Here is a 25,801-nt window from a genome sequence, read left to right as displayed (position 1 = left end):
GTGCTCTTCGTCCCCGTGGCTGGGTCTGTCTCGTTGGCGGTCATCGGTTGCGGTGCTCCCTCGGGGTGAGGCGGTGGACGCTCAGGCGCGCGGCATGGGCATCAGGCGAGTGGGGTGTCGTCCAGCGCCTTCGCGAGGTCGCCGGGAGTGTCGTAGATGGCGATGGCACCGGCCTCGTGGAGCTCGTCGTCGCCAAAGCCGCCGGAGCGCACGGCGATCGCCGGCATCCCGGCTCTTTTCGCCGCCTTGACGTCCCACACCGAGTCGCCGACCATCACGCTCGACGCGTCGGGCGGCGCTCCTAGCTTCTTCAGCGCCACCTGTAGCAGGTCCGGCGCTGGTTTGGAGGCCTCGACGTCGGTGCTGGTGGTCCAGTCGTCGGCGATGTCGCGGACGTCCAGTCTGTCCAGGAAGACCTCCACGTGGCGCTGCTGGCCAGAGCTGGCCAGCACCAGCCGGTGACCGCGCTCCTTGATCGCCACGAGCAGGTCATGGGCGCCGGGCAACGGCGCCATCTCCTCGAGCAGCGCGTCGACCTCCTTGCCCTGCTGCTCCCGAGCCCGCTCGCCCGCCCGCCGCTCCAGGTCTTTGCCTCCCGCCGCCGTGGGCACTTGGTCTCCGCCCATGCCGATCAGCCGGTGTAACCGCCACACCGGGTAGGTCTCGCCCACCGAACGCAGTGCCCGGTACCAGGCGAGCGCGTGCTGGTAGTTGGAATCGATGAGCGTTCCGTCGATGTCCACAACGGCGATGGCAGACTCAGTCACACTCGACGGCTACCCGCCATCCCCATGTCCAACCGCATGTCTCCAGCGGCCATCAATGGATTCTCATAAACGGTCAGTTGTGCGAGTTCTGCGAACCGGCCGATCCGGGCCGGAGATCCGCAGGTCGCGATTCGCATAACACCTCTCACAACTACCGCGGGTTTTGACAGAGTTCTGCGAGACTGACGGCATGCAACTCGGACCCGACGACGCCGCGGGCGCCGTCGAACGCCACCCCTGCCGCAATGCGACGTCCTTTCAGCCGAACCGCACGAGTGCGCACGTCCAGGTGCCAACGCGCGACCTATGCAACTGCCGTCGTTGACGCCCTCGCGGGTATCGGCGGGTTCTCGGGCTTGTCCGATCCGTCGACAGCGTCCGTCGTGCAGGACGCCATCGCCCGGCACGTCCAGCAACCGAACACAACGTTCGAGTGCATCGTCGACAGCCCCACCCTCGCGAACTGGCGTCTGTGCCCGCATCGTGACACGCCCACGCCCACGCGCGTGCGCCTCGCGCTGTTCTCGTTCGCTCCCACCCAAGCCGACAGCGAACGAGAACAGCGCGTGAATCAGGCTCTCGACAGACTCCCGGCCTGACGCTGCCGCGATGACGAACAGCCGTCCACACCAGACCGATCAGCCCGGTGGCCGCAGGCCCGTCGACGTCGACTCCCGCGCGGTCTCCCGCGCCCGATTGGTCGAGCGGCGCAATCTCGTGGCCGACGCGGCGGCAGCGCTGCGCAGTGCGGCCGCGGCCGCGCTGCGGGTGCCGGCGCCAGACCCACTCGCCCTGGCACTGGACGCGATGGCAACCCAGCTCGAGGCCCACCATCGCGACCTGGTTCCACTCTTGGTCACACCGATCGACCTTGACCCGCCGACGCTGGTCCTCGAGGAGGGCGCCGCCGAGGCAGCCGCGGACGCGGGCGGTGGGGAGCTGGTCGTCGACGGGACGCGGAGCCGGCGTGGGCCCGGGTGGTCATCGACACCGCGGCGGTGTGGCTGCACACCTCCTACACCTCAGCCAACACGAAGAAGGCCAACGCCAACGCGCTCGGCATCCCGCGCGCGGACCAGCGGCTGTGGCGCGGGGAACCGACCCACCGCAACGTGCAGGCCCTGCCGGAGGCGAGCGCGTTCTTCCCTTGGTGCGCGGCGGCCGGGCTCAACCCGCTCGCCGACATGACCCGCGACGGCTTGCGCACGTGGCTCTCCGTGCAGGACGCCGCCGGCGTCTCGCCGAACACCCGCAAGGCCCGCTTGGGCGCCGTGGCCGCGTGGTACCGGGAGATGCGCGTGCGCGGCGCGACTACCTTCGAGGTGGCCGCAGCGCTGCCGGCGACCGAGCGGCGCAACCTCGGCGTGCTCAAGCCAGACTCCGAGCACCCGGCGGTGCCGCTGACCCTGGGCCAGGCCCGCGCGCCGCGGCCGAGCTCTACCCGGTGCCCGACGTGCGCCTGCGATACCCAAGCCCACCACCTCGCCGATAGTGCCGTTCCCACCCTCGCGGACCTCATCACCGCCGGCGAGAACCTCTCTCCGCCTGCAGACCAAGGACCCACCCCATGACACCCTGACTGGGCACGAAAACACCACGCTCGTCGTGCTGCGCGGCCCCTCGGGATCGGGCAAGACCACGGTGGCCGAGGCCGTGCGGTCCGCCTACGGGCACGGCCTCGGCCCTCGTGCAGCAAGACGTCCTGCGCCGACATGTGAGGGGTTGAGACTGGTGAGGTCGCGTATTCAAGGTTCGCGGGTTCTCCGTGGAGCTGACGGTGTGTGGTCACCGGGGGCGTAGCGGCTCCACGTGGCCCTGGTCCGGTGCTAGCCAGGGGTCTGTGATTGCCGGGGAGGGCATCGGTGGGCATGTGCCGCCGAATCCAACGTCGACGCAGGTCAAGCGGATCCGCCCACCGATGCCGTGGCTGTCCCTGGTCAGTCGGCCTGGAGAACGAAGAAGAGGAAGCCCAGGAACCTCGTGCCGCTGAACTTCCGGAATTCGTCGGGGAACAACTCGGGGGCTTCGGGCGCGGGCGGCGGCTCGCTGATGACGTTGACGCGGAAGCCGGCCGCGGTGAAGGCATCGGTCATCGCGTGCAGCGGGCGGTCCCAGAAGATCAACCTGGTTGACTGGCCGCCCAGCGCCCATTCTTCGGTCCGGCTGCGGGTCTGAAAGTAGTTGGGTTTTTCCCCGGCCTCGCGCTGCATCAGGGTGATGACGAAGGGGTGTTCGACCGAGACGATGAGCCGTCCGCCGGGGGTGAGGACGCGTCGCAGTTCGGCCAGCGTCGGCCCCCAGTCCTGCAGGTAATGCAGCACCAGGGACCCGACGACGTCGTCGAACTCACCGTCGGGGAAGGGCAGCGGATCAGCCAGATCGGCGACCCGCAGGTCGGCCTCGGCACCCAGCCGTCGCCGGGCCAGCTCCACCATGCCTGCGCTCGCGTCGACACCGGTCACGACAGCGCCCCGATCGCGTAGCGCGGCGAACAGCGGCCCTGAGCCGCAACCCGCGTCGAGGATTCGCCGCCCGGTCACGTCGCCAGCGAGGGCCAGCATCGCGGGCCGCTCGTAGTAGGCGTTCATCAGGTTGGTCTCGTTCTCGGCCGAATATCCCTCAGCGATACCGTCATAGCCGCTTTCCCGGGCAGGATCAGCAGCAACCACACCGCTCTCCGAAGTCGACGTCATGCTGACAGGACGCCCCAGCGGTGACAAAGTTGCCAGGTGATCGGCCAGGGCGGTGAGTTCGGCGGAGACCCGCCACAGCCGATCATGGACGGCATCACCAGCCATGCGCTTGTGACTCGGCGGCGTGGCGGGGCCGAGTCGCCAACCGATCGGCCGAGCGACCACGGCTTGGTTCGCTGTAGAACCGGCAGGCTCAGCGGCTGAACAGAGAGGCCACCAGGGTTTCCGCGATCGCGTTCAGTTCGGTCGGGGAGTATTTCGCGCGTTCCATCACCGCGAGGCCGCGGGTTGTGGTGACGATCAGGCGGGCGGCTGCGCGCAAGTCGACTGCAGCGGACGCGCCGTCGTCGACAGCAGACAGTTTGATGAAGACGATGGTCTCCAGGTCGTTCAGCATGGTGCGGACTGCGGACTCTGCCCGGGGCACCTCGTTCGCCGCTTCGACGGCAGTGCGGGTGGAGAGGCAGCCGTAGGAGGGGTGGCCCTCGGTGAAAGTTTGGATGCAGTACTCGAAGAAGGATCGCACCGCAGCGTGCTTCGTTGGCCGGTCCAAGGCTGCTTCTGCGCCGGCGAGGAAGCGGGAGGTGTACGCGCCGAAGGCGAGCAGGAAAATCTCCTCTTTGCCGCCGTAGGCGTGGTAGAGGGAGCCGCGCTGGACGCCGGTGGCGGTGGCGAGGTCGGGCATCGTTGTGGCGCGGAAGCCGCGTTCGGTGAAGAGGTCCAGGGCGCGGTCGAGGGTCACGCGCTCGTCGAATTGGCGCACGCCAACCATGGGGCTCCTCCTCTGGCCGCCACGCTGCTTGATCCGCGCGGCGACGTCGTCGACGCAGGCGGACCGTAGCGTGGGCCGCCAGCTGTTACTCACGGCAAGTGTTGCATACTGCAACTGTGTCTGCAGGTAATGGTGTGACAGGTCGGCGACTGGTGGTTCCTCCGCGGCAGCCGTTGGGCCGGTGGTTGCGGGAGAGCACGACCGGCTTGATCGGCTTGGCGCTGGTTATTGGTGCCGGCGCGGGGTTGGGTGCGGTCGTGTTCCGGTGGTTGATCACCACGTTCACGCACGTGTTCTCCGGGCATGCCGACTATTCGGCCGCGGGACGTGAGGCGCACCCGTGGTTTCCCCAGCTCGGACCCTGGTTCCTGCTGCTCGCGCCGGTGGTCGCGGGGCTGGTGTACGGGCCGTTGGTGTATTGGTTCGCACCGGAAGCCCGGGGCCATGGGGTGCCGGAGGTGATGTACGCGGTCGCGGAGCGGGGTGGGCGGATCCCGGTGCAGGTGAGCGCGGTGAAGGCCCTTGCGTCCGCGCTGACGATCGGGTCGGGCGGTTCGGTGGGGCGGGAGGGGCCGATCGTGCAGATCGGGTCGGCCCTGGGCTCGACGCTGGGGCGCGTGGCGAAGCTTCCGGAGTCGCGGTTGCGGGTGCTGGTGGCGTGTGGCGCCGCGGGTGGGATCGCGGCGACGTTCAACGCGCCGCTGGCCGGGCCCTTCTTCGCGATGGAGCTGATCCTGCGCGATTTCGCCGCGGAGTCCTTCGGCGCGGTGGTGCTGGCCAGCGTCACGGCGAGCGTGGTGGGCCGCGCGGTGTTCGGCAACGTGCCGTTCCTCGACCTGCCGCCGTTCACTCTGCGCAATCCGGTCGAGTATCTGCTGTTCATCGTGCTCGGGCTGATCGTCGGGGCGTGTGGTGTGCTGTTCACCCGCGTGCTCTACCTGATCGAGGATCTGTGCGACTGGCTGTGGCGCGGTCCGGAGTGGCTGCGGCCCGCGGTGGGCGGGGTGTTCCTCGGGGGCCTGCTGCTGTTGTTGCCCCAGATGTACGGGGTCGGCTATCCGGTGCTGCAGAACGCGGTCGAGGGCAAGTACGTGATCGGGTTCCTGCTGCTGTTGCTGGTGGGCAAGATCGTGGCAACCAGCTTGACGATCGGCATCGGTGGCTCGGGCGGGGTGTTCGCGCCGTCGTTGTTCATCGGGGCGATGGCGGGCACGGCATTCGGCATCGTCGCCCACACCTGGCTGCCGGATCTCACCGCCTCGCCCGGGGTCTACGGCCTCATCGGGATGGGCGCGGCCTTCGCCGGAGCGGCCCGGGCACCGATCACAGCGGTGATCGTGCTGTTCGAGCTGACCGGGCAGTACACGATCATCCTGCCGATGCTCACGGCGATCGTGATCGCGACCGCGACCAGCCGGGCGTTGAGCCGCGACACGATCTACACGCTCAAACTGCGCCGCCGAGGTGTCGACCTCGACCGGCACCCGGACGCTCGCCGGCTGGCCGATACCCGGGTGGCTGCGGTCGCCGAACCGTTGCCGGATCCGCTGAACGAGGGGCTGGCGCTGGAGCGCGCAGCGCACGCCCTCGCCGTGTCCGGTCACGGGATCCTGCCGGTGGTCGGATCGGACGGCCGCTACCAAGGATGCGTCACCGCGCGCGCAGTCGCCGAAGCGCTCGCCGACGACCACGAAGGCACCGTCGGAGACCTCGCCGAGCTGCCCCCGCTGGTGACCTGTGAGACCAGCCTCGCTGACGCCCTGACCGCGCTGACCAACGCTCCGGGCACGGGCCTGCCGGTGCTGGAAGGAGAACACCGGCTGAGCGGGTGGATCACTCACCAGGCGGTACTCGCCGCCCTGGATCCCGCGACGGCGGCGACGTGACGTCGATGCTGCCGCAGTGGGCCCGCCTGGCTTGGGTGGCCGCCCTCGCCGGCGCTGCTGTCGTGCACCTCGCTCACGTCGTCGCGATGGACGGCCGGCACCGCTGGTGGCATGCCGGGCACACGGTGATGGCCGCGGCCATGGCGGCGATGTACGCGTTGCCGAGAATGGCCCATCCGAGCGTCTACGAGGCGGGCGCGGTGCTGTTCTCGGCCGGCGGGGCTGTGCTCGTCGTGACAACTGTGAGCCTGTGGTGGCGTGAAGCCGTGTGGACCACCGCTGGGTGCTGTCGACGGCGGATTTCCTGGTGATGGCCGCGATGTGCGCCGAGTCGCCGGCGCGGCTGGGCCTCCTGGCGCAGCTCTGCGCGGCGTACCTCACCATCGTGGGTTTGGCGTGGGTTTTCGATGTGTGGGGGCGGATCCACCAGGGCCGTACCGGACCCGAATCCGCGCGGAACCCGGCGGTTGTCACCCGCACCGACCTCGGGGCCAGGGCAACGCTCGCCACGATGGCCGGCGGCATGGCGTTCATGCTGGTGGCCGCGCGGTGATCACGCGGCGCGCGGCCACGGCCAGTGCCGTCGCGGTCGTCGGTCTCGGCGTCGCGGCATGGCTCGCGGGGTCGGGGCCGTATCTGGCGGTGGGCGACGGGGACCCGGGCGTCGTGGTCGCCGTCGGGGCTCCGGTGGTGAGGCTGGTCGCCGACTTCGCCGCGGTGATCTGCGTGGGCTCGCTCGCTTACACTGTGTTCTGCACGCGGCCGCGCCCGTCCGGATCGGTGGGGCCTGATGCGTACCGCGAGCTGCGCGTGGCGTCCGCTGCTGCCGCCTGCTGGATGTTGGCCGCCCTCGTCGAGGTGCCGCTGTCCGCGGCGAACGCCGCTGGGCTGCGGCTGGGCGATGTGCTTGTGCCTGAGCATTTGATCGACCTCATGGGGGCGACCGAGGAACCGCGTGCCTGGCTTGTGACGGCGGTCTTGGCGGCGGTGACCGCTCTGGGAGCCCGGGGCGCGCTTCGGTGGACTACATCGGTGGTGTTGCTGGCGGTCGCCGTTCTGAACGTGCTACCTCCGGTGGTGACCGGGCACGGTTCGGCCGACGTCGGTCACGACCTCGCGCTGGGCGCACTGATCCTGCATGGCCCGACGGCGTGCGTGTGGCTGGGACTGCTCTTCGCCGTGCTGCGGCGGCGCCCGGCGGCCGATTGTTCCGCATTGCTCAGGTACCACCGCGCCGCAGTCGGGTGCTGGCTCGTTCTCGTCGCCAGCGGCCTGGTCCTTGCCGGAGTGCTGGTCCCGGCCACGGGCTGGACCTCCGGCTACGGGCTCGTCTTGATCGGGAAGACGACGGTGGTGCTGGGCATCGGCGTCCTGGGCTTCCGGCTGCGTCGCCGGCCGGGCCGGCTCGCCTGGACGGGTGCCGAGTTCGCGGCGCTGGCCGGTGTTTTCGCCGCGTCGGTGGATCTGACGCACCTCCCGCTGCCCGAGTTCTTCTCGAGGGCGGCCACGACGGGACAGGTGGTGCTGGGTTACGACCTCACCGGACCGCCGACCCTGCTGCGGCTGCTCGTCGACTGGCGCCCCGATGTGGTGTTCGCCCCGCTCTCGATCGCGCTCGCCATCGGGTACCTGCTCTTGGTGCGCCGCGCGGGCGAATGGCCGTGTTCTCGCACTCTGGCGTGGCTCGGTGCCTGCCTCGTGCTCCTGTTCGCGACGTCGTCGGGCTTCGGGCGGTACGCGGCCGCGCAGTTCAGTGTGCACCTCACCGTTCACATGGTGCTTTCGATGCTGGTTCCCGCGCTGTTGGCGCTGGGCGGACCGCTCGGTCTTCTCAGAGCGTCCGCGCCTGGCCTTCGACCACGGCTGGACGTGCTGATCGGCACCTGGCCGCTACGGTTGCTCACTCATCCGGCGCCGTCGCTGCTGCTGTTCGCCGGCTCCCCGTTCGGGCTCTACTTCACCGGAGTCTTCGACGCCGCGGTCCGCTTCCATTGGGCGCATCTGGCGATCGACTGCTGGTTCCTGGTGGCCGGCTACCTGTTCTTCTGGCCGGTGATCGGTACCGACCCGCCACCTCGCCCGATGCCGAACATCGCCCGCCTCGGGGTGGTCCTGGCCGCTATGCCGGCGGACGTCGTGTTCGGCGCGGCCGTGGTGACCAGCCACCGCGTGCTCGGAAACGGCCCAGCCGCGGCGGCCATGTACCAGGCCCTCGCCCTGCCCTGGGTGCGCGATCTGCACACTGACCAGCGGCTGGCCGGGATCCTCGCGCTGGTCGTGAGCGAACTCGTCCTGCTCGCCGTGCTCGCCGCGCTGCTGGCGAGCTGGGAGCGCACCGACCTCGATGTTCCGGACACGCTACGAAAGGACACCTTCGAGAAATGGCACGGAACAAACGCAACCCGGTGACAGCCAGGAAAGGGCTGTCGGCGAACACGTGGACGACGATCGCCGTGAGCGTCGTCGCCGTACTGGTCATCGGTGGTGTTCTGGTGTTCAACCACAAGGACGAGCCCGCGCCGAATTCCGGCACCGTCGCCGCGGACGTCCTGCACCATCCCGACAGCCACACGGTGAGCCAGGCGGACAACGGCGCGGTCACCGTGGTCGAGTTCCTCGACTACCAATGCCCGGTGTGCGAGGCCTACTACCAGAACGTGACGAGCAGCATCGCGCACGACTACGCGGGCCGGATCACGTTTGTCACCAGGAACTTCCCGCTCCCCATGCACCCCCTCGCCGTCCCGGCAGCCCGGGCCGCCGAAGCCGCGGCACTTCAGGGCAAGTACCAGCAGATGTACGACAAGCTCTACGGCGATTACCCCACGTGGGCCCTGGCCGCCGATGGCAAGAACGTCAGCGACGACGCCCGTCGTGCCCAGACCCGGTTCGACACCTATGCCAAGGACCTCGGCCTCGACCTTGCCCGTTTCCACTCCGACATGGCCTCGAAGGCGGTGCAGGCGCGGATCGACCAGGGCCAGGCCGACGGGAACGAAGCCGGCGTCACCGGAACCCCGACGATCTTCGTCAACGGCAGCAAGTTCTCCCCGGCCGGCACCACCTACGCCCAGGTCGCCCAACAATTGCGAGCACAGCTCGACCGGGCACTGGCCTCGTGACCGCCACCGGCACCACCGCCCGGGGGCCGGCCTGGCTTTACCTGGTCGGCGGCGCACTCGGACTGGCCGCGGCGATCGCCCTCACACTGGAGAAGATCGCGAAGCTACGCGATCCGGCCTACGTGCCCAGCTGCTCGATCAACCCGGTCATCTCGTGCGGCTCGGTGATGGACAGCTCGCAGGCGAGCGCGTTCGGCTTTCCCAATCCGCTGATCGGGATCGCGGCCTTCTCTGTCGTGGTGACCTTCGGTGTGGTGCTGCTGACCGGGTACACCGCGCCGCGGTGGGTGTGGTTGGGGATGCAGCTCGGCGCTACGTTCGGCGTCGGGTTCGTCCACTGGCTGATCTTCGCCAGCCTGTACCGCATCCACGCGCTGTGCCCGTATTGCATGGTGGTGTGGATCGTCACGATCGCCACGTTCTGGTACACCACGCTCCACAACCTGCGGGGGACCGCGTTCGGCGGACTCGTCCGGCGTGTCCACAGCGGACTGCTCGCGCTGTGGTACGTCGCTGTCGTGGTGCTGGTGTTGCAGGCGTTCTGGCCTTACTGGTCCACTGTGGTCTGACCGCTGGCGTCGAATGTGCGCAGCCGCAGGCTGTTGGACACGACGAACAGCGAGGACAACGCCATGGCCGCGGCGGAGACCATCGGGTTGAGCAGACCGGCTGCCGCGAGCGGCAAAGCGGCGACGTTGTAGCCGAACGCCCACCACAGGTTGCCGCGGATGGTCCGGGTGGTGGCGCGGGCCAGGCGCAGCGACCGTGGCACCACGGACAGGTCGGTGCTCACGAGGATCACGTCCGCCGCGCCTGCGGCCACGTCGGTTCCGGTGACCATGGCCAGTCCGAGGTCGGCGGCGGCCAGCGCCGGGGCGTCGTTGACCCCGTCGCCGACCATAGCGACCGTGCGGCCTTCGCGTTTCAGCCGGTCGATCACCGCGGCTTTGCCGTCGGGCAGAACGTCGGCGATCACCTCGTCGATGCCGGCTCGGGCGGCGACGGTGCGCGCGGTGGTCTCGCGGTCACCGGTGAGCAGGATCGTGCGCAACCGGAGACCGTGCAGTGCCGAGATCGCCGCCGGCGCGCTGGGACGCAGGGTGTCGGCAACCGCGATGAGACCCGCCGTTGTGTCGTCGACCGCTGCGGCCACGACGCCGAGACCGGCGTGTTCCCAGGTCTCCACATCGGCGCGGAAGCTTGGCGGCAGCGTGATGTCGTGCTCCTGCAGCAGTCGGGTCGACCCCACGAGCACGTCGTGGCCTTCGACGCTGCCCCGTGCGCCCAGTCCCGAGAGCGACGTGAACTCCTCGACCACGGGCAGCTCACCCGCTTCCGCACGGGCCTCGGCGGTGATCGCTGCAGCGACGGGGTGCTCGGACGCGGTTTCGACGGCTCCCACCAGCCGCAGGAATTCCTCCCGGCCGTACTGCTCGCTGCGGACTCCGGTGACGGTGAGCTGTCCCGTGGTCACGGTCCCCGTCTTGTCGAAGACGACCGTGTCGACCTCACGAGCCGAGTCGAGCGGCGCGGTCCCCTTGAGGAAGATCCCGAGCTGCGCACCGCGCCCCGAGGCGACCAGCAGCGCCGTTGGCGTGGCCAGACCCAGCGCACAGGGACAGGCGATGATCAGCACCGCGAGCCCGGCGCTGAACGCGCGCGGCGCACCGCTGCCCGCGAGCGCCCAGCCCGCCGCGGTGAGCACCGCCAGTGCAACCACGGTGGGGACGAACACCGCCGAGATCCGATCGGCCAGCCGTTGCGCGGAGGCCTTGTCGTGCTGAGCTCGTTCGACGAGCCGGGTGAGCAGCCCGATCCGGCTGTCGGCCCCGATGTGGGTGGCGCGCACGACCAGGCGGCCCCCGAGCGCGACCGTCGCACCCAGCACGGTGTCGCCGAGGGTCACTTCCCGCGGCACGGACTCCCCGGTCATCGTGGCCCCGTCGACCGTGCACGCGCCGTCAAGGACCACGCCGTCGGCGGCGATGGTCTCTCCAGGCCGGACGACGAAGCGGTCACCCGCCCTGAGTTCGGCCGTGCGCACGCGCCGTTCGGCACCGTGCTCGTCGAGCAGGGACACGGCTTTCGCGCCCAGCTCCGACAGCGCGCGCAAAGCCGCGCCGGCGGTCCGCTTGGCTCGAGCTTCGTACAAGCGGCCGGCGAGGACGAACACCGTGACGCCGATGGCCACGTCCAGGTAAATGGAGCCGGCCGGCCGCAGCAGTAACCCCCACACTCCGTCGGCGCCGGAAGCGGTGTCCGCCCCGAACATCGAATACAGCGACCACGCGGTCGCCGCGAGAATCCCCGCCGACACCAGGGTGTCCATCGACGTGCTCCCGTGCCGCAGCGCCACCGCGGCTTTGCGGTGGAACGGCCACGCCGACCACGTCAGGACCGGTGCGGCCAGTGCGAGCACCACGGCCTGCCAGCCGGAGAACCGCAGCGACGGAACCAGCGCGAGGGTGAACGACAGGTCCGCCGCCGGAATGCCGAGCAGCAACGCCACCACGAGGCGGCGCCACACCCGCCGGGCCTCGTCGCCTCGCGCTGCCCTCGTCTGCTCGCGCCGCAGCACCTCGGCGGTGTAGCCGGCCTGGCTCACCTGCCGCAGCAGCACGTCCTCGTCCGGCGGGGCGTCGGTCTCCACGATCGCCCGTTCGGTGGCGAAGTTGACGCTCGCGCGCACCCCGTCCAGTTTGTTCAGCTTGCGCTCGACCCGTGCCGCGCACGCCGCGCAGGTCATGCCGCCGATGGCCAGTTCCACCGAGCGTACGGGGGCGACCGAGGTCATCCGCACCGCTCCTCTCCGGGTCAGCAGGCCGAGTAGCATCGTGCAAGTGTTGCTCACTGCAAAAGTTACTCTGGGCATGATTATCGGCCGAGCCGAGCCCCGGTGACCGCCGTGGCACCACTCAGCGCGTGGACGCTGCTGACCGACTGGGACGCGCCGGTGGCCGGCGCGATCGCCGTCGGTCTCGCAGCGCTGGGGTACGGCTGCGCCTCGGCGCGAGCCGGTTCCTGGCCGGCGCGGCGGACGTGCGCGTTCTCCGCCGGCCTGATCGTGGTTCTGTTCGCGCTCGGCAGCGGGGTGAACACCTACAGCTGGGCGCTGTTCACCGTGCACATGGCTCAGCACCTGCTGCTCATCATGGTCGCGCCAGCGCTGCTGCTGTTCGGGCAGCCGTTCGAGCTGCTGCCCCGCGGCAGCGCGGTCGTCGCCGCAGCCGCTCACCCGCTCTGCGGATTCGCCTTATACACGGTGGTGGTCGTGGGCACCCACCTCACCCCTTTCCTGCAGGGCGCCCTCACCGTCCCGGCACTGCACGGACTCGAGGAAGCCGGCTACCTGGTCGCCGGTCTGCTGCTCCTGCTGCCGATCCTGGGGGTACGACCGCGCAGACGTCCCACGCCCTATCTGATGCGGCTGGTGCTGTTGTTCGCCGCGATGGTGGTCGACGCGGTCGTGGGGGTCGCTCTGATGATGACGCCGCACGAGCCGTTCCCCGCCTATGCGGCCGTGGCCCGGCACTGGGGGCCCGGACTGGTCGAAGACCTGCACTGGGGCGGCGCGATGATGTGGGTCGGCGGCGACGCGCTGATGGCCGTATTGGCCGTCGTCGTGATCGGCGGCTGGCTCCGGTCGGCCGAGCGTGGCGACGACCTCGGATCGTGGCTGGAGAACGCGCGCCGGTCCGCGCTCGAGCTCGGCGACGGGACTCGAGTCGACGAGGACGAGGACGCGCTACAGGCGTACAACGCGATGCTGGCCCGTCTCGCGGACCGCGACACGCGCCGGTGATCCGGGAACGGCCGTTGCCGCCGGAGGAACTCGGGCTCGCTGCGTACGTCCGCGCGATCGGCCACGCCCTTCGGGTGCCGCCAGGCGGACGGGCGTGTGAGAGCGGGGCGCGACCAGCCGCCTACTTGGCACTGCCCGATCGGTGCGTCCGCCGTCCGGACCGGGACGTGATGGCGATCTGGTCCGCGCGCAGTGGCTGGAAAGTCGTGCTGGAGAACACGAGCCGGGAGCCTTCGACAGTGCTTGCCCGGTTGGCGGATGCGACGGTGCCGCCGCCCGCCGTAGTCGAGGGTTTTGTGCGCGATGTGTTGTCCGGCGCACGCGAAGGTGGCGTGCCGGCCCGCGGTGTGGATGCGGCCGCGCTGCGGGAGCTGCTGGTCTCCTACGTTGTCTGGGGCTGGCCGGAGGACGAGGGAAGCCTGTTCTGAGTTCCGCGCGTGGCGTCGACCAGCCGGACGAGGCGGAACCGGGCCAGCCGGTGCAGCATTTCGTCGAGTGCTTCCGCAACGATCTGGCCTTCGAGGTCGCGGGCCGCGGCGTGCACGATGGTATCGATCGCGGCGGCGGAGAGCTGTCCGGTGAATTCCTCCGCCAACCGCTCGCTGACCTGGGCGGGGACGGCTACAGAAGTTTGGTTCGGCACGGGTGGTTCCTCGTTCCTGCTGCTGTGATGACCGTCCCATTCTGCTGCTCCACGGCTGTGGTGCACCTGACGACTGCCTGACGATCGGCGCGGCGAGGGCGAGCGTTGGTGGAGAGCCCGGTCATCCACGAGCTTCCGGTAGCTCGACCACGAACCGGGCTCCGCCGCCGGGGCGGTCTTCGATGTGCACGCTGCCGTGGTGGCGGCGCACGTGGTCGGCGACGATGGCCAAGCCGAGACCGGTTCCGGAATCCGGTCCGCGCCGCCCGGCGTGCACGCCCCGGGCGAAGCGTTCGAAGACGCGTTCGCGGAGATCCGCGGGCACGCCCTCGCCGGCGTCGTCGACCTCCAGCCGTACCGCGCCGTCGTGAGCGAACACCCCGACGCGAACCGGCCCGCCCGCGTAGCGATCGGCGTTGTCGAGCAGGTTCGTCAAGACCCGGTCGAGCCGTCGCCGGTCGCCGAAGACCAGAGCCGGTTCCGCCGGTGCGTCCACGGCGGGACCCGGGCCGGATCTGCTGGCGATGACGTTGCGCGCCAACGCCGCCAGATCGATCAGCTCACGGCCGTGTTCGGCGTCCTGTTCGTCGGCGGAAGAGATTTCCAGCAGGTCCAGCACCATACGCTGGAAACGGCGCAGCTCGGCGAGCAGCAGCCGCAATGCTTTCTGCGCCGGCGCCGGCATGGACTCGCGGCGGCGGTCCAGAACTTCGGCGACGGTGGTCATCGTCGTGAGCGGGGAGCGCAGTTCATGGCTGACGTCGGTGGTGAACCGAGCGTCACGACGCACTCGCTGTTCGAGCGCGTCGGCGGTCGCGTTGAAGCTGGTGGCCAGGGGAGCGAGATCGGGATCGGCCTGGTCCGGCAGCCGGGCGCTCAGGTCGCCGCCCGCGACCCGCGACGCCGCGGCGGTGAGCGCGGTCAACGGGCGCAGGGCGCGGCGCGTGGACCACGCGCCCAGCGCGACCCCCAGGACGCTGCAGGCCACGGCGCCCGCGATCAGGATGGTGCTGAGGTAGCGGAAGGTCCGATCGAGTTCGAGCAGGGGGTAGAGCTCGACGTAGAGGCCGTTGTGGGCGGCGACGGGCAGGGCGACACCGAGGACCGGAACGCCATCGGCCGTGAACCGCTGCCGGGCCGGCTGCCCGGCTCGCGCTTGCGCGACCAGCTCGGCCGGAAGGGCCTGGGGGAGGACGCGGCGGCCGGCGGTGAGCCAGCCGTCCGGCAGGGACAGCAGGATCGTCGAGTCCGGTCCGGTGGCGAGCCCGGTCAGAAGCTCGTCGAGGCTGTGGGGGTGCGCGCGGATCGCCGAATCGACCAACCTGACGTTGACGTCCGCTTGCCGTGCCGCGCTTTGCTCGCGCTGGCTGAACATGTACCCGGTCGTGAGGTTCCAGACCGCGATGGCGAGCGTGCTCACCACGAGCAGAAGTCCCAGCCCGAACGCCGCGGAGACCCGCCAGCGCAGGGAAACGCGACTGAGCGCGCCGGTACTCACGCCGGCGAGCCCACGCGGTAACCGATCCCGCGCACGGTCACCACCACGGTGGGCACGTCGGGATCGGGTTCGACCTTGCGCCGCAGCCGTCTGATGTGGACGTCGAGCAGTCTGGTGTCACCGAAGTAACTGTGGCCCCAGACCCGCTGCAGCAACTGCTCCCTCGTGACAACCTCACCGTCGGCCGCGGCCAGCTCGGTCAGCAGGCGGAACTCGGTACGGGTCAAGTGGATCGGCTTACCCGACCGGTATGCGCTCGCGTTTTCGGGGCGCAGTTCCAGATCACCGACCCGCAGCCGTGCCGGGCGAGCGGGAGCCGTCCGGCGGAGCAGGGCCCGGACCCGCGCCGCCAGCTCTCCTGCCACCAACGGCTTGGTCACGTAGTCATCCGCGCCGGCTTCCAGCCCCGCGATCACGTCGGAGCTGTCAGTGCGCGCGGTGATCACGATGACCGGCAGATCACCGTTGTCGCGCAAGGTCCGGCACACGCTCAACCCGTCGATGCCCGGCAGCATCAAGTCGAGGAGCACGACGTCGACAGTGGTGGTTTCCACAGTTTCGAGCGCTTCTTCACCCGAGCCCGTGGAAATGACGTCGAAACCTTCGTCGGCGAGCGTCAGGGCGAGCGCCTCGCTGATCATCACGTCGTCCTCGACCAGCAGCACGCGCACGGTCATCGTTTCGGGCCCTTCCCGGTCATCGTTCACCACGATACCGCCAACCCCACATTGATGCCGTAAGAAAGTGTTGCATACTGCAATGGTGAAGGGTGAGGTGGGAAGCTGTGGCGAATGGTGACCGGAGGTGGTTCGGCAAGCCGGACCCGTACTGCTGGCTCGCGGTCGTGCCCGTGCTGCTGGTGTCGGGTTTGGCGGTGACCTTCGGCGCCGAGCTGCTGGGCGGGCTGGGTGTCGTCGCGGCGTTGTCACTGCTGGCGTTCGACTCGTGGGTGAACCGGCCCGAGCAATCCGTGCGGCATCGCCGCCGCGACCCCGGCTGTCTGCCGTCGCCCGGTGGTACGCGGTTCACCGCGGGGGCTCCGCGGGGCGGTGGTAGCGGCTCGTCCCGAGCCACGCGACGGCCGACCGGACGGCCGCGCGGTCGCCGGTGAGGCGAACCGCGTGGTCCTTGATCGCGTTGAGCCAGCTGTCGTGGCCGAGCCAGATCGCCGCGAGCGCGGAGGGCGTGCACTCGATCTGCATGGTGATCGGCAGCGCGGGGTCCTCGGCTGTGGCCACGGCGGCTGCGTCAGACAGGACCAGCCACCACCACCGCTGCCGCGATGTTTCGGCGAACCGGAAGTGGATGCTGACCGGGGCGGCCGGCAACCGGCGCCGGTCGATGCCGCGGGCGATGTCGAGCAACAGCAGTTCCGGATCCAGGTCGCCGGTGCGCGGTGGCGGGAGCCACCGACGTCCCCAGCGCCCGAGTACGTCGATCAGGCCTTCGAGTGCTCGGCCGGCGTCGGTCAAGGCGCACACGGTGAGCGTTCCCTTCGACCGCACCACCGTCACCAGCCCGGCTGCGGACAGCTGGTGGAGACGTTTGCCGAGCAGACCGCGCGACAGGCCTGGCAGCCCGCGGATCAGCTCCGGGGGAGTGCTGCTGCCGTGCAGGAGTTCTCGGATGATCAGTACGGTCCAGGGCTCACCGAGGACTTCGGCAGCTCCGGCCACCGGGCAGTGCTGGGCGTAGCGCATCACCGATCCCGCAGCACCGTCCGGCCCGGTTGCGGCTGATCCTGTCGATGGCTCGTGCGATCGGGAGCGCTCACAGGCTCATTCTCGTCCGCGGCGGTTCCGCGGCACCTGACATTTGCCTGACGATCCGGTCAGCCCCAGATGCCGTCCACGGTCGCGTCGACGGAAGGCTCGCTGCCGGCTTCGGTGAAGGCGGTCAGCACCTCGACCAAGCCGTGGCGGGCGTGTTCGGGCATCTTCGCCACGATCTTGGCGATCTCGCGGCGGCGCCGGTTGGTCACCAGCCGCACCACCCGAGCGCCCTCGTCGGTGAGCTCGATCAGGATTTCCCGGCGTGACGACGGGCTGTTCTGCCGGGCGACCATGCCCACCGCGGTGAGCCGGTCGACCATGCGGCTCGTGGTCGAAGGTGTGACGTTCAGCAGTTCCGCCAGCGCGGCGTGATTCAAGGCTCCGCGCGAGTGCAGGATCACCAGGACGCGGAACTGCGGCAAGGTGATGAGGTCACCCGCTGCCGCGATGGATCGGGCCGACACGGCGACCAGGAGCCGGGACGCCGTGAGCACGGCGTCCGTGATCGCGTCGACATCGGTACCGGCTGCGGCGGTCGTGGGGCGGGCCATGCTGCCAGTGTGCCGCATCTGGGCGAGTGGGGCGGACCAGCCAAGCGCGATTTACCGGCGTGTTTCGCGGTGGGGAGCGCGGCCGTCTCGCCCCCTCGGGGTCCGCTTGATTCTCGACCAGAGCGGACCCCGCGACCGTCATAGTCCGGCAAACGCCTGGTCGACGAACTGGCGGTGCTGGTCTGCCCACTTCCCGGCCGCGGCCTTCTCCTGGCCCTTAGGCGCTTGCTGGATCAGGTCCTCGAGCGAACCGAGCTGATCGTCGGTGAGCTTCAGGTTCTTCGCGATCTTGCCCAGTGCAGGAAAGGCCGCCCCGAAGCCGCTGCGGCCGATGGCGTGCAGCTGCTCGCCCTTGCCCATGGCGCCTTGAGGGTCCGGTCCAGCCCGTCGATGACGGCGAACCCGATCACCGAGCCGAGCCCGAACTTCCAGCCCCGCAGCCACCAGCCCAGCGCCGCGAAGACCACGACCATCACCAGCGCCGCCGGCCACATCAGCACGGCCGACAGCCCGTCGACCGCGCCCTGGGCCAGCGCGTCGATCGCGTCGAAAAGCGGCCCGATGTTGCCCTGCAGCCAGTCCACGACAGCCTGGAACCAGTCGCCGACGGGGATGCGCGGGACATTTCACGCGTCCGCGATGAGGAAGTCACGCATTCGCGCTCACCTCGGGAATGCCGCGCCCAGTGGATTCCGTCGTGGTGTGCGCCGGGGGTGCCAGCGCTCGCAACAGCGATTCACGAGTGACCACACCGACGAGCTTCCGGTTTCCCCGACCACGGCGATGGGGAAATCCGATGCCGCAGCCGCTTCGAAGAGTTCACCGGCGAGCGTTGCCGCGCCGACCTGCGGCGTGGACCGCTCGATGATGCCGCGTACATCGGTAACGCCCTTGTCTGCGGCAGCTTGGGCGGCGTCCTCGGTAACGGTGCCGTCCAGCCGTCCGGCACCGTCGACCGGCTGGACGGCACCGTTTTGCCTCCGCGGTGCATGATGTCCAGCGCCCCGTCCGGATCGACGCTCGGCGTGATGGTGGTGTGGGGGTAGGCCATGGCCGCGCCCGCGGTAAGAACACGCGCACAGTCGACGTCCTGGACGAATTTCGACACGTAGTCGTCAGCAGGTGCGGTCAGGATTTGCTGTGCCGTACCGACCTGGACGATCCGGCCGTCCCGCATCATCGCGATCCGGTCACCCAGGCGCATCGCCTCGTTGAGGTCGTGCGTGATGAATACGATCGTCTTGCCCAGCCGCGCCTGCAGCAACAGCAACTGATCCTGCATTTCCTTGCGGATCAAAGGATCCAAGGCGCTGAAGGCTTCATCCATCAGCAGGATCTCGGTGTCGGCCGCCAAGGCACGCGCGAGGCCCACCCGCTGCTGCATGCCGCCGGAAAGTTGCGCCGGCAGACGATCCTCCCAGCCGGTCAGGCCGACGAGGTGCAGTGCTTCCCCGCGCGGGTCCTGCGGTGGCTGCGACCACGCCTTGCACGCGCAATCCATACTCGACGTTCTCGGCGACCGTGCGGTGCGGGAAGAGCGCGAAGTGCTGGAAGACCATGCTCATCCGTTGCTGCCGCAGCTCGCGCACCTGCGCAGTCGTCATCGTGGTGAGATCGGCCGCGTCGACGAGCACCCGCCTCGCGGTCGCCGGGAGCAGGCCGTTCAGCGTGCGCAGCAAGGTCGACTTGCCCGATCCCGACAGCCCCATGACCACGAAGATCTCGCCGCGTTCGACCTCGAACGTCGGGTCGATCACGGCTGCGGTGGCGCCCGGGAGGTCCAGCTCGGCGCGGTCCGCGCCGTTCTCGAGGCGGCGAACGGCTTCCTGGGTGCGGTGACCGAACACTTTGTACAGGTTTTCAACTCGAACTATCGGCAATGGTCTCTCATGCTCTCAACGTCCCGTTCGTTGCCGGGGCACATGATTGCACAAGACAACAGTTGTCTGCGTGTTTGTGTGATTTCCGTTCCCTCGCGCGGCCTGGCTGTCCGCGCTGAACGGTTCCGCCGACACAGTGGACTCAGTGACATCGTGCCGTGGATTGGGGCCGGGCAATTCCCTGTGACCAGGTGAGATGTTAATGCGCGCCGCGGCGGGTGTCCGACTGCGCGGGGTGGTGACGGCGACCTGCCGAGTGTCGTCACGGTTGGGTAACACTCGTCGCGTCCGTCGTGGACGGATGGTTCTCTCGGTTTCCGGTGATGCGCCCACACGTGCCATGTCAGATCGAGCACGAGGAGAGATCGTGACCGTCGTGCTGTCCCGCTTGCTTTCCCGGCTGCTGTGGTCCCGGGGGTGGGCCGCCCCGGTTCTCGTGGTGTCGTTCGTTTTTGCGACCAGCTGGCCGCTGATGGCACTCGCTGAGCCGGCCGGCAGCGAGCTGGTTCAGGCCGGCAACTACTGGTGGTACTTCGTCGTCACTGCGTCCACGGTGGGCTACGGCGGCTTTTCGCCGCGGACGGCGGCCGGTCACGTGGTCGGGGCCTACGTGATCGTGGGTGGGATTGTCACGTTGACGACCGTGTTCGCTCGCCTGGCCGCGGCGCTGGAAACGATGAAGGGGCGACGGATGCAAGGGCTCGAGAGAGTTCGGTGAGTGGCCACGTGATGGTGCTCGGTTACGTGGCCGGGCGGACCGAGGGGATCGTCTGCCAGCTGCTGGCCGACGGAGCCGGCCCCGTGGTCCTGGCGGCCGCCGACGACGGCGGTGTGCACCCGATGCCCGGCGAATCCGTCGAGTTCGTCCGTGGTGACTTGACTGACGAAGCCGTTCTCCGTCGCGCCGGAGCGGATCGGGCTCGAGTGGTCCTGGTCGACGTCGTTGACGACAACGCCACTTTGGCGGTCGCGGTCAATCACCTGACTCCCGGGGCACATGTGGTGGTCACCTTGCAGGACCTCGGCCGGGCGTCGTTGGTGCGGTACGTGAACGGGCGTTTCCGCTGTGTGCAATGGCACAGCCCGCGCATGGTGACCGAGGAGCTGGTGTCCCCGGGTATCGCCGACGTCTACGCGGAGCTGATGACCGAGGGCGGCGCGAGCACTTACTCCACGGTGGTTCCGGAGTCGGCGGGATCTCCGAGTGTCGAACTGTGCCGGGCGTCACTCCGCCGGCGCCACGGGGCGACGCTGCTCGCGGTGCGGGACCGCGACCGGCTGATCGTGAACCGAGCGGGGGACACCTCGCGTCCACGCGGCGCGACCGTCTACTACGTCGCGTCCGAGCGGCTTTCCCCGCAACGCCTGGTGTGGTCGCTGCGCCAGGAGGAGTGACTCCCCGTTTGCCCCAGGCCTGTCTTTGCGGCATCTTTACGCGCGGAGCGCCGGGAAGTCTGGTCGGCCTGCTCGTGCCCGCCCGGGTGACGAGCCGGTTCATCGACCTCGGGGAGTGCCATGGCCCTCGTTCTCGCCTTCGGTGTCGTGTTGCTGATCAGCGTGTCGCTGTCCGGCGTCGCGGCGCGCACGGTCTTGTCGACGGCGTTGTTGTTCCTGCTGGCGGGAGCGCTGCTCGGGGGCGGCGGTCTCGACTTGATCCACATTGCGCCGCGCGACCCGCTCGTCACCTCGCTGGCCGACATCGCGCTGTTTACGGTCCTGTTCACTGACGGGCAGCGCGCGAACTTGCCGGCCTTGCGGGAGAACTGGCGGCTGTCGGGCCGGGCCCTGGGGCTCGGGATGCCCCTGACGATGGTCGGTATCGCGGTGCCCGCCCACTTCCTGGTCGGCTTGGACTGGCCGACGTCCTTGCTGCTCGGCGCGATTCTCTCGCCGACGGACCCGGTGTTCGCAGCCGCGATCGTCGGCCGCGACGACGTGCCCCTGCGGCTGCGGCGGTTGCTCAACGTCGAGTCGGGCCTCAACGACGGGCTCGCGCTGCCGTTCGTGCTGATCTTCCTCGCCACCGCGACCCACACCTCGTCCGACCTCGGCACGGTCGTCGTCGAACTGCTGCTCGGCCTGGCCTTCGGGATCGTCCTGCCCCTGCTGGTCAGCCTGGCTTGGCGGCTCAAGGTGCTCACGGCGGAACCACGTCTGCAAGCGTTGGGGCCGCTGGCGATCGCGGTGATCCTGTATGCGGGCTGCCACCTCACCCACGCGAACCCCTACCTGGCCGCGTTCGCCGCCGGTTCGACACTGGCGACCGTCGACAAGACCGCAGCCGAGCAGTTCGAGCCGCTGGGCGACCTGCTGTCCGAGATCACCAAGTTCGCCGCTCTGCTGGTGTTCGGCGCGCTGATCACACCCGACCGGCTCTCCCACCTCGACGCCGGCGGCTGGGTCTTGGCCGTGCTGGCGATCCTGCTCGTCCGGCCCGCCGCGATGCTGCTGTCGCTGCTGCGGACCCCGCTGTCCGGGCGCGAACGGGCGACCGCCGCGTGGTTCGGCCCGAAAGGCTTCGCTTCCGTGGTGTACGGCCTGCTCGCCCTGCAGTCGGGCATCACCGACAGCGAACTCGTTTTCGACCTGGTCGCGGTGACGATCGCGCTGTCGATCGTGCTCCACTCATCGACCGACGTACCGATCGCGAAGCTGCTACGCGTCGAGCCACCGGACAACCTGCCCACCGGCCGACCGGCCGCTGGTGACCGTCAAGGTAACGACAGGAGCGGCTCATGAGCCCCGGCGCCTGCCCCCGGATCGCCGTAACCTGGCGGTATGCACGCTGCCGAGATGGTCGAAGAGTTCCCGGTCGTCGACCTGGACTCCGACGCGCTGAGCGCTGTCCGCCTGCTCGCCCGGCGAAGGCTGCCCGGTTTGGTGGTGACCGACGCGGACGGCTGCCCGCAATCGGTGCTGCCGGCCTCACAGGTCGTGCAGTTCCTGGTGCCTTCCTACGTTGTGGACGACCCGTCGCTGGCCGGAGTCTTGAACGAGTCGATGGCGGATCGCGTCGCGGACAAGCTCGGTGGCCGGACGGTCCGCGAACTCCTGCCGGCCGAGCCCACGGAACTGCCGCGGGCGAACGCGGACGACACGGTCGTGGAGGTCGCCGCGATGATGGCACGGCTGCGCTGCCCGCTCGTCGCCGTGATGGAAGGGCGCACGCTGCTCGGCGTCATCTCGGCTTCGCGCCTGCTGGAGCTCGCCCTGCACTGAACCAGGCGGTGTCACGGTGAGCGCCGTCATCGCGGTCACCGTGTTCGTCGTCGCCTACGTCTTCATCGCCACCGAGAAGATCCCGAAGATGGCCGCGGCACTGGCCGGAGCCGGAGTCGTCCTCGCGACCGGGGTCAGCGGATCGGCCGACGCGTTCTTCTCCGAAGATACCGGCGTCGACTGGAACGTCATCTTCCTCCTCCTCGGGATGATGATCATCGTCGGGATCCTGCGGCGCACCGGCGTGTTCGAGTTCGTCGCGATCTGGGCCGCCAAACGAGCCAAGGGCTCGCCGTTGCGGATCATGATCCTCTTGGCACTCATCACCGCGGTCGCCTCGGCGTTCCTGGACAATGTGACGACGGTGCTGCTGATCGCCCCCGTCACCCTGCTAGTGTGCGACCGGCTCGCGATCAAGCCCGCGCCGTTCCTCATCGCCGAGGTTTTCGCGTCCAACATCGGCGGTACCGCCACCCTCATTGGCGACCCGCCCAACATCATCATCGGCAGTCGCGCCGGGCTCACGTTCAACGACTTCCTGGTCAACCTCGCCCCGATCGTCGCGCTCGAACTGGGCGTGCTCCTCCTCGTGCTGCCGTGGTTGTTCCGCGGCTCCTTCACCGTCGATCCCGCCCGGGTCGCCGACGTGATGGCACTGAATGAACGCGAAGCCATCCAGCGCCCGAAACTGCTGATCAAATGCGGCGTCGTGCTCGCGTTCGTATTCACCGGGTTCGTGCTGCACTCCGTGGTCCATCTGGATCCGTCGGTCGTCGCGATGCTCGGCGCCGGCGTGCTCGTCCTCGTCTCCGGCACCCGGCCCCAGCAATACCTCGCCGGGGTGGAATGGGAGACGCTGCTGTTTTTCGCCGGCCTGTTCATCATGATCGGAGCGCTCGTCAAGACGGGTGTCATCGGGAGCCTCGCGCGCCTCGCCGCGGATGCCACCGGCGGAAACGCGCTGGTCGCGGTCTTCCTGATCCTCGGCGTGTCCGCGGTGTTGTCCGGGGTGATCGACAACATCCCCTACGTCGCGACGATGAGCCCGCTGGTCCTCGCTCTCACCCAGGACATCCCCGACCCTGCGCATTCCCAAGCCCTGTGGTGGGCCTTGGCCCTCGGCGCCGACTTCGGTGGCAACATGACCGCGGTGGGCGCCAGCGCGAACGTGGTCATGCTCGGGATCGCTGCCCGCTCAGGCTCACCCATCTCCTTCTGGGAGTTCACCAAGAAGGGCGCCGTCGTCACCCTCATCACGGTTCTCGTCGCGGCGCCCTACCTCTGGCTGCGCTATTTCGTGCTTTCCTGAAGACACACACCGAGCGAAGGAGCTCGCATGAACCAACTCATCGTCGCGGTGGTGGTGATCGCGGTGTTCGTTCTGGTGGTCCTCGCCCTGCGCTTCTACAACCACCACGAAGAGCGCTGACCCGGTAAACCCCACGCATAGGAAACACCGGCCACCGCGCACGTCCACGCCAAACGGCCCATGGTGCAGAGCACCTGCGGCCACCGCCGGCCAGCGGCCATCGCAGCTGCGTCGGTGGGTTCTCGCGTGTCGGAGCCCTAGCCACGGCTCGGCTCCGGGAATGATGCCCCGCGTGACCGCGTGCCCGTCACTGCGCCGAGCTCTGCGATCGGTGTGCCGACGGCGGCTGTGCCGGTTATCCTCGCCGACACTGGGTACCCCCTCGCCGTATCGAAGCTGATGGGCCGGCAGTTCACCGCCGCGGAGTTCGTCGGCGGCCCAGTCATGATCGCCCTGCTCGCCCTGCTGTTCCGGATCTTCGTCCGCGACCGGCTTGTCGCCAAGGCTCGCGAGCAAGCCGATCGCGGCCTGGCTGGGTCGATGGAGGGCCACGCCGCGATGGACATGTCGGTATCGGGGGCGAAGGTTCATTCTGGCGACGCCTGTTCTCACCTCGCGGGTTCACCTCGGTGTCGCACGTGTTCGTCATGGAGTGGGCCGCGATCCTGCGCGACCTGGTGATCGGCCTGCTGATCGCCGGAGCGATCGGGGCGTGGGTGCCCGATTCGTTCTGGCAGGCCTTCTTCTTCACCGACCATCCGCTGGTCTCCGCGCTGCGGGGGCCGATCGTCGGCCCGTTTGTCGCGATCCTGTCCTTCGTCTGTTCGATTGGCAACGTGCCACTCGCCGCGGTGCTGTGGAACGGCGGGATCAGCTTCGGCGGCATTGTCGCCTTCCTCTTCGCCGACCTGCTGATCCTGCCGATCCTGAACATCTACCGGAAGTGATACGGCACCCGGATGGCGCTCCTGCTGCTCGGCACGTTCTACCTGGCCACAGTCGGCGCCGGATACCTGGTGGAACTGCTCTTCGGCGTCGCCGGGCTGATCCCCCCACAGCGGTCCGCGGCAGTCGTGAGCGAAGGCATTTCCTGGAACTACACCACCTGGCTCAACCTCGTCTTCCTCCTCCTCGCGGCCACCCTGGTCGTCCGATTTCTCCGCACCGGGGCCGCGACATGCTCCGCATGATGGGCGGGTCACCGGAGGTCTCGACTGGCCGTGAACACCGGGACTGAGGTTTGTGTTCAGGTCGATCAAGCTGTCGGGTGGTGAATGGTTGCCGCCTGTCGCGGTGAACTGAGCTGCACACGGCCGACCAACTCAAAGGCCGTGCCGGCCGCGTTACGGAGGCAGCAGGTTCGCCGATACCCAGCACGGCCCGGGCGAGCTGGGACTCGCCGCACTCAAGCAGAAGTCGCTCGAAGCACAGCCCGACTCCCTCGACGACGTGCTCGGCCAGGGCGCGAAGGCATTCTCGGCGACTCCGGTGCGAACGGATTTCACCGGTATTCATTGCGCGACGCGACGCGCTGTGTTCAAGGTGTTCACGATCCCACGCCATTCCATCCCACCCCTGCCGTGCAGCTGGCGATCGCGCTGGCCGACGAGCACGCACGGCGCAGTGGTTTGCGTTGATGAGGGGGCCTCGCCGGGCGCAACAGCGAGGTTTCGGAGGCTGCCAGATCATCGTGTTTGCTGTACTTCACGCCAACGCTGCGGATGTCCGCCGGCGCTGCTTTTCGTGACCAGGTCAACTTCTTCACCGCTGATGGCTTCATCGCCGCCTCTTCGGCCACGACAGTGAGCACAGCTGCGGGCCTCATGGTCGGGCGCACCAGTTCGACGAGCGCGTGCTCGACGTCGTCACCGAACGAGCTTCCGCGCC

General features: G+C 69.0%; 30 protein-coding genes and 1 pseudogene. 17 read left to right on the top strand and 14 right to left on the bottom strand.

The features are described from left to right. Nucleotides 1-101 precede the first annotated feature (101 nt). The gene (locus AB0383_RS16980; protein ID WP_366187794.1) at nt 102-767 is read right to left on the bottom strand and encodes an HAD family hydrolase; all 666 of its coding nucleotides are present in this window, start codon (nt 765-767) and stop codon (nt 102-104) included. Nucleotides 768-1,150: 383 nt separating this feature from the next. Here AB0383_RS16980 and AB0383_RS16975 point away from each other — a divergent pair, with 383 nt between their 5' ends. Together AB0383_RS16975 and AB0383_RS16970 are read left to right on the top strand one after the other, a co-directional pair. Next, nucleotides 1,151-1,366: a hypothetical protein gene (locus tag AB0383_RS16975; protein WP_366187793.1), complete on the top strand. Its 216-nt coding sequence runs from the start codon at nt 1,151-1,153 to the stop codon at nt 1,364-1,366. Nucleotides 1,367-1,744: 378 nt separating this feature from the next. After that, entirely contained in the window at nt 1,745-2,338 is a 594-nt protein-coding gene (locus AB0383_RS16970) for a hypothetical protein (RefSeq protein WP_366187792.1), read from the top strand. Between the two features lie 366 nt (nt 2,339-2,704). Here the strand turns inward: AB0383_RS16970 and AB0383_RS16965 are convergent, their stop codons facing one another. Beyond that, complete coding sequence (locus AB0383_RS16965; protein WP_366187895.1) at nt 2,705-3,460, bottom strand: methyltransferase domain-containing protein; 756 nt, start codon at nt 3,458-3,460, stop codon at nt 2,705-2,707. A gap of 193 nt (nt 3,461-3,653) precedes the next feature. Next, complete coding sequence (locus tag AB0383_RS16960) at nt 3,654-4,232, bottom strand: helix-turn-helix domain-containing protein (RefSeq protein WP_366187791.1); 579 nt, start codon at nt 4,230-4,232, stop codon at nt 3,654-3,656. A gap of 134 nt (nt 4,233-4,366) precedes the next feature. Here AB0383_RS16960 and AB0383_RS16955 point away from each other — a divergent pair, with 134 nt between their 5' ends. Genes AB0383_RS16955 through AB0383_RS16930 form a run of 6 tightly spaced genes read left to right on the top strand, consistent with a single transcriptional unit; the run spans nt 4,367 to nt 9,809 of the window. Further along, on the top strand, nt 4,367-6,118 hold the full coding sequence (locus AB0383_RS16955) for a chloride channel protein (protein WP_366187790.1): 1,752 nt from the start codon (nt 4,367-4,369) through the stop codon (nt 6,116-6,118). Then, the gene (locus tag AB0383_RS16950; protein ID WP_366187789.1) at nt 6,115-6,429 is read left to right on the top strand and encodes a hypothetical protein; all 315 of its coding nucleotides are present in this window, start codon (nt 6,115-6,117) and stop codon (nt 6,427-6,429) included. Before AB0383_RS16955 ends, AB0383_RS16950 begins: the two co-directional genes overlap by 4 nt. After that, complete coding sequence (locus AB0383_RS16945; protein WP_366187788.1) at nt 6,402-6,671, top strand: hypothetical protein; 270 nt, start codon at nt 6,402-6,404, stop codon at nt 6,669-6,671. Before AB0383_RS16950 ends, AB0383_RS16945 begins: the two co-directional genes overlap by 28 nt. Beyond that, on the top strand, nt 6,668-8,527 hold the full coding sequence (locus AB0383_RS16940; protein ID WP_366187787.1) for a cytochrome c oxidase assembly protein: 1,860 nt from the start codon (nt 6,668-6,670) through the stop codon (nt 8,525-8,527). Before AB0383_RS16945 ends, AB0383_RS16940 begins: the two co-directional genes overlap by 4 nt. Then, a complete protein-coding gene (locus AB0383_RS16935; protein ID WP_366187786.1) occupies nt 8,500-9,240 on the top strand; it encodes a thioredoxin domain-containing protein in 741 nt (246 codons plus the stop codon). The genes AB0383_RS16940 and AB0383_RS16935 overlap by 28 nt, the downstream gene beginning before the upstream one ends. Continuing rightward, nucleotides 9,237-9,809, top strand: coding sequence for a vitamin K epoxide reductase family protein (locus AB0383_RS16930; RefSeq protein WP_366187785.1), 573 nt, complete (start codon nt 9,237-9,239; stop codon nt 9,807-9,809). Before AB0383_RS16935 ends, AB0383_RS16930 begins: the two co-directional genes overlap by 4 nt. Here the strand turns inward: AB0383_RS16930 and AB0383_RS16925 are convergent. Further along, a complete protein-coding gene (locus AB0383_RS16925; RefSeq protein WP_366187784.1) occupies nt 9,788-12,034 on the bottom strand; it encodes a heavy metal translocating P-type ATPase in 2,247 nt (748 codons plus the stop codon). The genes AB0383_RS16930 and AB0383_RS16925 overlap by 22 nt on opposite strands. A gap of 111 nt (nt 12,035-12,145) precedes the next feature. Between AB0383_RS16925 and AB0383_RS16920 the strand changes: the two genes are divergently transcribed. Continuing rightward, the gene (locus AB0383_RS16920) at nt 12,146-13,042 is read left to right on the top strand and encodes a cytochrome c oxidase assembly protein (protein ID WP_366187783.1); all 897 of its coding nucleotides are present in this window, start codon (nt 12,146-12,148) and stop codon (nt 13,040-13,042) included. Continuing rightward, nucleotides 13,039-13,470, top strand: a complete 432-nt coding sequence (locus AB0383_RS16915) for a DUF6292 family protein (protein WP_366187782.1) — start codon at nt 13,039-13,041, stop codon at nt 13,468-13,470. Before AB0383_RS16920 ends, AB0383_RS16915 begins: the two co-directional genes overlap by 4 nt. Here the strand turns inward: AB0383_RS16915 and AB0383_RS16910 are convergent. The 9 genes and pseudogenes from AB0383_RS16910 to AB0383_RS16870 all read right to left on the bottom strand — a co-directional run. Beyond that, nucleotides 13,425-13,685, bottom strand: coding sequence for a hypothetical protein (locus tag AB0383_RS16910; protein ID WP_366187781.1), 261 nt, complete (start codon nt 13,683-13,685; stop codon nt 13,425-13,427). The genes AB0383_RS16915 and AB0383_RS16910 overlap by 46 nt on opposite strands. A gap of 121 nt (nt 13,686-13,806) precedes the next feature. After that, nucleotides 13,807-15,183 (bottom strand): ATP-binding protein, encoded by a 1,377-nt coding sequence (locus AB0383_RS16905; protein ID WP_366187780.1) that lies wholly within the window; start codon nt 15,181-15,183, stop codon nt 13,807-13,809. Beyond that, entirely contained in the window at nt 15,180-15,860 is a 681-nt protein-coding gene (locus AB0383_RS16900; protein ID WP_366187894.1) for a response regulator transcription factor, read from the bottom strand. Before AB0383_RS16900 ends, AB0383_RS16905 begins: the two co-directional genes overlap by 4 nt. 348 nt (nt 15,861-16,208) lie before the next feature. Then, the gene (locus AB0383_RS16895) at nt 16,209-16,883 is read right to left on the bottom strand and encodes a helix-turn-helix domain-containing protein (protein ID WP_366187779.1); all 675 of its coding nucleotides are present in this window, start codon (nt 16,881-16,883) and stop codon (nt 16,209-16,211) included. A 131-nt stretch (nt 16,884-17,014) separates the two neighbouring features. Further along, nucleotides 17,015-17,506 (bottom strand): MarR family transcriptional regulator, encoded by a 492-nt coding sequence (locus tag AB0383_RS16890; RefSeq protein WP_366187778.1) that lies wholly within the window; start codon nt 17,504-17,506, stop codon nt 17,015-17,017. A 138-nt stretch (nt 17,507-17,644) separates the two neighbouring features. Continuing rightward, complete coding sequence (locus AB0383_RS16885; protein ID WP_366187777.1) at nt 17,645-17,866, bottom strand: glycine betaine ABC transporter substrate-binding protein; 222 nt, start codon at nt 17,864-17,866, stop codon at nt 17,645-17,647. Then, nucleotides 17,779-18,090 (bottom strand): hypothetical protein, encoded by a 312-nt coding sequence (locus AB0383_RS16880; protein WP_366187902.1) that lies wholly within the window; start codon nt 18,088-18,090, stop codon nt 17,779-17,781. The genes AB0383_RS16885 and AB0383_RS16880 overlap by 88 nt, the downstream gene beginning before the upstream one ends. 152 nt (nt 18,091-18,242) lie before the next feature. Next, nucleotides 18,243-19,007 (bottom strand): ATP-binding cassette domain-containing protein, encoded by a 765-nt coding sequence (locus AB0383_RS16875; RefSeq protein WP_366187776.1) that lies wholly within the window; start codon nt 19,005-19,007, stop codon nt 18,243-18,245. Between the two features lie 49 nt (nt 19,008-19,056). After that, nucleotides 19,057-19,215, bottom strand: a pseudogene (locus AB0383_RS16870) (ATP-binding cassette domain-containing protein); the annotation flags it as partial. A 538-nt stretch (nt 19,216-19,753) separates the two neighbouring features. Here AB0383_RS16870 and AB0383_RS16865 point away from each other — a divergent pair. The 7 genes from AB0383_RS16865 (at nt 19,754) to AB0383_RS16835 (ending at nt 25,104) form a co-directional block, all read left to right on the top strand. After that, nucleotides 19,754-20,104, top strand: a complete 351-nt coding sequence (locus AB0383_RS16865) for an ion channel (RefSeq protein WP_366187775.1) — start codon at nt 19,754-19,756, stop codon at nt 20,102-20,104. After that, entirely contained in the window at nt 20,101-20,781 is a 681-nt protein-coding gene (locus AB0383_RS16860; protein WP_366187774.1) for an NAD-binding protein, read from the top strand. The genes AB0383_RS16865 and AB0383_RS16860 overlap by 4 nt, the downstream gene beginning before the upstream one ends. Nucleotides 20,782-20,901: 120 nt before the next feature. Then, nucleotides 20,902-22,125 carry a cation:proton antiporter gene (locus AB0383_RS16855; RefSeq protein WP_366187773.1) on the top strand — a complete coding sequence of 408 codons (1,224 nt, stop codon included), beginning with the start codon at nt 20,902-20,904 and terminating at the stop codon, nt 22,123-22,125. A 39-nt stretch (nt 22,126-22,164) separates the two neighbouring features. Then, nucleotides 22,165-22,605: a CBS domain-containing protein gene (locus AB0383_RS16850; RefSeq protein ID WP_366187772.1), complete on the top strand. Its 441-nt coding sequence runs from the start codon at nt 22,165-22,167 to the stop codon at nt 22,603-22,605. A 16-nt stretch (nt 22,606-22,621) separates the two neighbouring features. Then, complete coding sequence (locus AB0383_RS16845; RefSeq protein WP_366187771.1) at nt 22,622-23,914, top strand: ArsB/NhaD family transporter; 1,293 nt, start codon at nt 22,622-22,624, stop codon at nt 23,912-23,914. A 647-nt stretch (nt 23,915-24,561) separates the two neighbouring features. Next, nucleotides 24,562-24,861 (top strand): permease, encoded by a 300-nt coding sequence (locus tag AB0383_RS16840; protein ID WP_366187893.1) that lies wholly within the window; start codon nt 24,562-24,564, stop codon nt 24,859-24,861. 12 nt (nt 24,862-24,873) lie between these two features. Beyond that, nucleotides 24,874-25,104: a hypothetical protein gene (locus tag AB0383_RS16835; protein WP_366187770.1), complete on the top strand. Its 231-nt coding sequence runs from the start codon at nt 24,874-24,876 to the stop codon at nt 25,102-25,104. Nucleotides 25,105-25,460: 356 nt separating this feature from the next. On the opposite strand, the gene AB0383_RS16830 is transcribed toward AB0383_RS16835, so the two are convergent. Further along, a complete protein-coding gene (locus tag AB0383_RS16830; protein ID WP_366187769.1) occupies nt 25,461-25,712 on the bottom strand; it encodes a hypothetical protein in 252 nt (83 codons plus the stop codon). Between the last annotated feature and the right edge of the window lie 89 nt (nt 25,713-25,801).

Origin of the sequence: Amycolatopsis sp. NPDC051373, from assembly GCF_040689465.1 — a bacterium.
Classification (GTDB): domain Bacteria; phylum Actinomycetota; class Actinomycetes; order Mycobacteriales; family Pseudonocardiaceae; genus Amycolatopsis.
The sequence above is the reverse complement of the archived record's forward strand: the minus strand, read 5'-3'. Positions and strand labels throughout refer to the sequence as shown.